The 4298-nt window shown below is 42.6% G+C and carries 7 protein-coding genes; 4 read left to right on the plus strand and 3 right to left on the minus strand.

Annotated features, from left to right (window positions below; translation table 11 throughout):
* Positions 1-176: 176 nt before the first annotated feature.
* Together KIV40_RS09230 and KIV40_RS09235 are read right to left on the minus strand one after the other, a co-directional pair.
* Positions 177-344 carry a hypothetical protein gene (locus KIV40_RS09230; RefSeq protein ID WP_285348803.1) on the minus strand — a complete coding sequence of 56 codons (168 nt, stop codon included), beginning with the start codon at positions 342-344 and terminating at the stop codon, positions 177-179.
* Entirely contained in the window at positions 338-976 is a 639-nt protein-coding gene (locus KIV40_RS09235; protein ID WP_102848101.1) for a recombinase family protein, read from the minus strand. The genes KIV40_RS09230 and KIV40_RS09235 overlap by 7 nt, the downstream gene beginning before the upstream one ends.
* Before the next feature lie 503 nt (positions 977-1479).
* Here KIV40_RS09235 and KIV40_RS09240 point away from each other — a divergent pair.
* The 3 genes from KIV40_RS09240 to KIV40_RS09250 all read left to right on the plus strand — a co-directional run bounded on the left by KIV40_RS09240 (position 1480) and on the right by KIV40_RS09250 (position 3500).
* On the plus strand, positions 1480-1899 hold the full coding sequence (locus KIV40_RS09240; RefSeq protein WP_285348805.1) for a hypothetical protein: 420 nt from the start codon (positions 1480-1482) through the stop codon (positions 1897-1899).
* A gap of 908 nt (positions 1900-2807) precedes the next feature.
* Positions 2808-3122, plus strand: a complete 315-nt coding sequence (locus KIV40_RS09245) for a hypothetical protein (RefSeq protein WP_285348806.1) — start codon at positions 2808-2810, stop codon at positions 3120-3122.
* Positions 3123-3341: 219 nt separating this feature from the next.
* Positions 3342-3500, plus strand: coding sequence for a Hok/Gef family protein (locus KIV40_RS09250; protein ID WP_081635172.1), 159 nt, complete (start codon positions 3342-3344; stop codon positions 3498-3500).
* Positions 3501-3567: 67 nt separating this feature from the next.
* Here the strand turns inward: KIV40_RS09250 and KIV40_RS09255 are convergent, their stop codons facing one another.
* Positions 3568-3960, minus strand: a complete 393-nt coding sequence (locus KIV40_RS09255; protein WP_285348807.1) for a hypothetical protein — start codon at positions 3958-3960, stop codon at positions 3568-3570.
* A 157-nt stretch (positions 3961-4117) separates the two neighbouring features.
* Between KIV40_RS09255 and KIV40_RS09260 the strand changes: the two genes are divergently transcribed.
* Positions 4118-4298, plus strand: a 181-nt coding sequence (locus KIV40_RS09260) for a helix-turn-helix domain-containing protein (RefSeq protein ID WP_285348808.1), incomplete at its 3' end; no start/stop codon positions are given.

Consider the following 4298-nt stretch of genomic DNA (forward strand, 5'->3'; position numbering starts at 1 on the left):
TTCTTTTTCGAATCGGAGAGGGTTGTTAAAGAAGATACGGTCACAGTATTCATAGTCATAAAACGGTTAAGGAAGTTGGTAACAGTTTACCTTTTACAAATCGTAATAGGTAGTGTCTATGGAATTTTCGATTGTTTGTATCTTGTCCTAGGTGCGCTCAACAAGAGCCGTTGAGTTTAGAGATTAGATTTGTAGGGGAAGATCCCATGTTTAGGACAGATAACTTTGACCTGTGTGGTTAGGTTTACGTATTTCACTTCGGAGTAGTCGTATTGCTCGCCGTACTTCTGTCTGGCTCTTTGGATAAATCGCTGTTCTCGATCTTGTCGTGATGGTTTTAACATGACGCCTTGTTTGTTTTGAGTAATTTAGAAACCTTAGAAATCGTATGTCTGGAGCAACCTATCAATGCTTCGATTTGGCTGTAGCTTTTCCCATCTTTCAGTAAACCTTCTATCTTCTGGTGCAGCTTGATATCAACCGGGCGACCTTTGTATTTTCCTTCTTGCTTTGCTCGTTGCACGCCTTGCGCTTGGCGGCGACGCCTGTCTTCATAATCTTTTCTGGCCACGGCGGCTAGCATGTCGAGCATCATGCTATTGAGAGCAGCCAGCATGCGCTCGGTAAACTCGTCGGTGGTGTGCATAAATTGATGGCTGGTCGGTAAATCCAATGCGACGACCTTCAATCCTTTACTGGCGATGATGTTTTTGAGTTGTTCCCAGTCTTTGGTGTTAAGGCGGCTTATTCGGTCCACTTGCTCAACCAGGATAATGTCGCCTGGCATCGCGATGTCAAGGAGACGAAATAATTCAGGGCGATGTAATCGCGCCCCTGATTCGTTCTCCTCAAACCAATAGGCAACGGGATAACCCATTTTGTCAGCAAACTCGATCAGGTCATTTTTTGCTCGGGAGGCATCTTGCTCGTCGGTCGAGGCTCTTAAGTAACCATAAATTCGGATATTGTGATTCATTGGTGCATTTTACATTGGTCTGGTTATGTTGGTGCATTATACATTTATTTTTCGACTTTAGTGCACTAAATTTGCCCAGTGCATTAAAGGTACACCTAAAGGGAACTGGATTGATATGTTAGTTTACGGATGATTGTTTTATAAAATCGTGTGCATGGTTGAAAAATGAGCTCCAAACGCTTTGATAGGTTTTGATGTTGGAAATTTTAAAATTGATTGATGGAGTCTATGTTATGTGTTTTTCGGTGGTATGGCAGGAATTTGGCCTTGTAGAGAGTTAGGCGACTTTTGTCCGTCTAACAATCCAGGAAAAGTAAAGGAAGCCCCCATTTGTAGTGATGAAAAGAGAATGAGCTTTGCTGGCACATGAGAAAGATGGCACAGTGTGGGGAGAGAAAGGCGGCTAAAAAGCGTTAGGTGTCCGTTCATGTTCAACATAATCCATTTGATGTAAACTTCTGTATATCATCTGTATATCATAAAAATAGTGTCGACGGGATTTTATGGACTACGAAGAGTACGAGTTGTTAGTTGAACAACAAAGGGTTAAGAACAATCAACTGCTAGATCAATTTGAATCACATTTAAAAGGTGAAAAACTGTCCAAGAAAGCTGTGTCTAAGCACCTTAATAATCTTGATTTCTATGTGAACCACTACCTTTTGTATGAAGAAATTATTGAGCCTCAAAATGGTGGTGTCGAGGAAATTGGATATTTCTTTGAGGGTTGGTTTCCTCGAAAAGCAATGTGGTCGAGTCCAGAATCAGTAAAGGCAACAATTACAGTTCTTAAAAAGTTCTACAAATACCTTTTATCTCAAGGACTTGTTTCTCCCTCTCAATACTCGGAACTTCTTGAAATCATAAAAGAAAGTAAAGATGAGTGGGTGAGTTATTATCAACCAATGGAGGCTGGGTGGTAACACCTAACACATATGAGCCTTTTGCCTGTTAATAGGCAATAACATCCAGTTGGCTGCGCAAGCAGCCAATACTTTTCGAACAACTAAAATTGTCTACTTCGTGTTGTCATTTCGGTCACTCCGCTGCTAACCACTATTGGTTGGCCCTTAGGCACTTATTGGCCAATACTCCACATGATCTAATGTTGTGGTATACTAACCTTGCTGTAGTTGAATACTGACTGCACAGTATTAAGCACACGGGTTTTATCCCCCTTAAATGGCGTTCTGAAACGTGTCGCGGCTTCTTACTCGATAAGAAGTTGGAATGCATCACTTAACTGCTCAGGCTTTGCGCCTGCTCAATCTACCTGATTGATTTTTACATCAATTCAATGTGGCCACTGCGCCATACGACTGCTCTTATTTCTGCGAGCTATATTCTACTTTGCAACAGCCTGTTGCGAGCAATTCGACCTGCTTGGCGTTCAGATCCTGAGGGGGATCAATGCGTCAAATGACTTTACTTAAGGAGCGATTCTTTATTTCCATTACTACCAGTCAGCTATTGAGCTGGCGAGCCGAAATCATGCTTGAATGATTAATTCGTGGGAGATCCACCTCGCCGTAAGGCGTAAACTTAAGATTTGCAGAGGGCCTTCACTTGCTCGGTCAAGTGAAGGCCCTTTGTCGTTTGAGCAAACATGAAAGTAGGTAGCTGCGTTAATCGCCAACTTTCAATTCTAGGTCGTTATGTAGCGTCAATTAACCACTCTTGTACGGAACACCCATTGTAATTGTCGCTACATAGTCGGTGTATCAAATAAGTATCTTTGATACACACGACGTTTAGTTTCTGTTAGCGCGTTCGTGGTATACGTAGAATGTTGTTATCATATTGATAGTGTGGGATTTATCAGGAATTAGATGTGAGTGAACTAAAAGGCCAGCAGGCGCGGATATCTCAATTTGGTAAGGACGTCCAGGGAGAGGTGTATTTCTATGTTAAAGGCGAGGAGCTGCCATTCAAATTGGATATGAGTATGGTCAATCTAAACTTGATCCCATACCTTGCGGTAGGGCTCGGAGTTACGATGAATTACCTATCCAAAGAAGATCACCATGTCGTGAATTGGTGGTCATTTGTTAAAAGCCCACTCAAAGATGAGCAAGGGAACCCCGTTCCTTGGTCTTCTCGCCGCATTCGTTACAGGCAGACGTCATTACCACTGGCAAAATCTTGAGCAGGACGAAACAAACATTCGTGATTTGAAAGGCTTGTGGTAGAATTTGTTTGGGCGCTCTTGACTTGTTTGTCATGAGCGTTGAGCAATTTGCTTGTGGCAGATAAATCAAAGCCCCGTTATCCGGTTACTGTTAGCGCAGTAACTTTCATTTAACGAGGCCATGATGATGTATCACAAACTCATTGTAGAGCCTCTTTACTGTGGAGGCAATGAAAAATGCCGAAAAATAAAACAGCACTCGCAGGGCTGATGGTTCTGTGTTTTACGTTCTTGTGTGGTCTATGGATTGTCCGCGACTCACTGTGTGAGGTTCGCTACCAGGATGGAAGCACAAGTTTTCTGGCTCAATTTGTTGTCTACGAAGCAGTAAGGTAGAGCTGGACAGGAGGGGGGAACCCCTCCTGATTCAGCTTGTTGAGCATGGTCTAAGAGCGCCCTTATTTTACTCTTTTGCCAAATTACGCAGTTCTTCTTCCGTCATGCCGCACTTCAAACAAAGAGCGGGTAAGACTTTATGAAGTAGACGTTGGCTTTCAATCATTTCATTGACGTAGATGTCAGGGTGAATCCTTGGTGGGAAAAGCCCCATCATTTCAGCTTCGGTATAGTCGTACAAATCCTTGGGGTTTTTATTGAGTAAATGCAGAAGTTCTGCTCGTAATGGCAAGCGATGCTGGGCCGCATGACATTTCAAGGCATTGATGTAAGCATATACTTTGAGTTTAGTGTCATGCTTAAATTGTTCGAGGTTTGGATAGATGTGAAGGTCTTCTTCCAATGCATGATAAACCGCAAGCTCAACTAAGATCTCTTCCCAATCATGGAAATAATCCAATTCGAAGCCAGGCTTCTCTGCGACAGCTTCAAAAAATTCTTGGTAATAGTTATGTAAACTGATTGTTTCTTCAAAAATTTTCGAAAAAACAACAGTGTATACCCGTGATCATTGAAGATGCTTGATTTTCTTTAGAATCAGGATCATGCTACGCACCATGAAACTAATATTGACTCCCCAACAGAAACTACAACTCGAAGAGATGCACGATTCCACTCGTGATTGTCGAGTGCGTGACCGCATCAAAGCGGTTTTACTTGCGTCTGAAGGTTGGAGTCAGACGATGATTTCTCAAGCTCTTCGTATTCACGAATCGACTGTTGCACGTCACCTCAGTG

Source organism: Vibrio sp. D173a (genome assembly GCF_030248475.1).

Excerpts from the sequence above, each read along its gene's own strand:
- KIV40_RS09230 (WP_285348803.1), bottom strand. The coding sequence starts at position 344 with ATGTTAAAACCATCACGACAAGATCGAGAACAGCGATTTATCCAAAGA.
- KIV40_RS09235 (WP_102848101.1), bottom strand. The coding sequence starts at position 976 with ATGAATCACAATATCCGAATTTATGGTTACTTAAGAGCCTCGACCGAC.
- KIV40_RS09240 (WP_285348805.1), top strand. The coding sequence starts at position 1,480 with ATGGACTACGAAGAGTACGAGTTGTTAGTTGAACAACAAAGGGTTAAG.
- KIV40_RS09250 (WP_081635172.1), top strand. The coding sequence starts at position 3,342 with ATGCCGAAAAATAAAACAGCACTCGCAGGGCTGATGGTTCTGTGTTTT.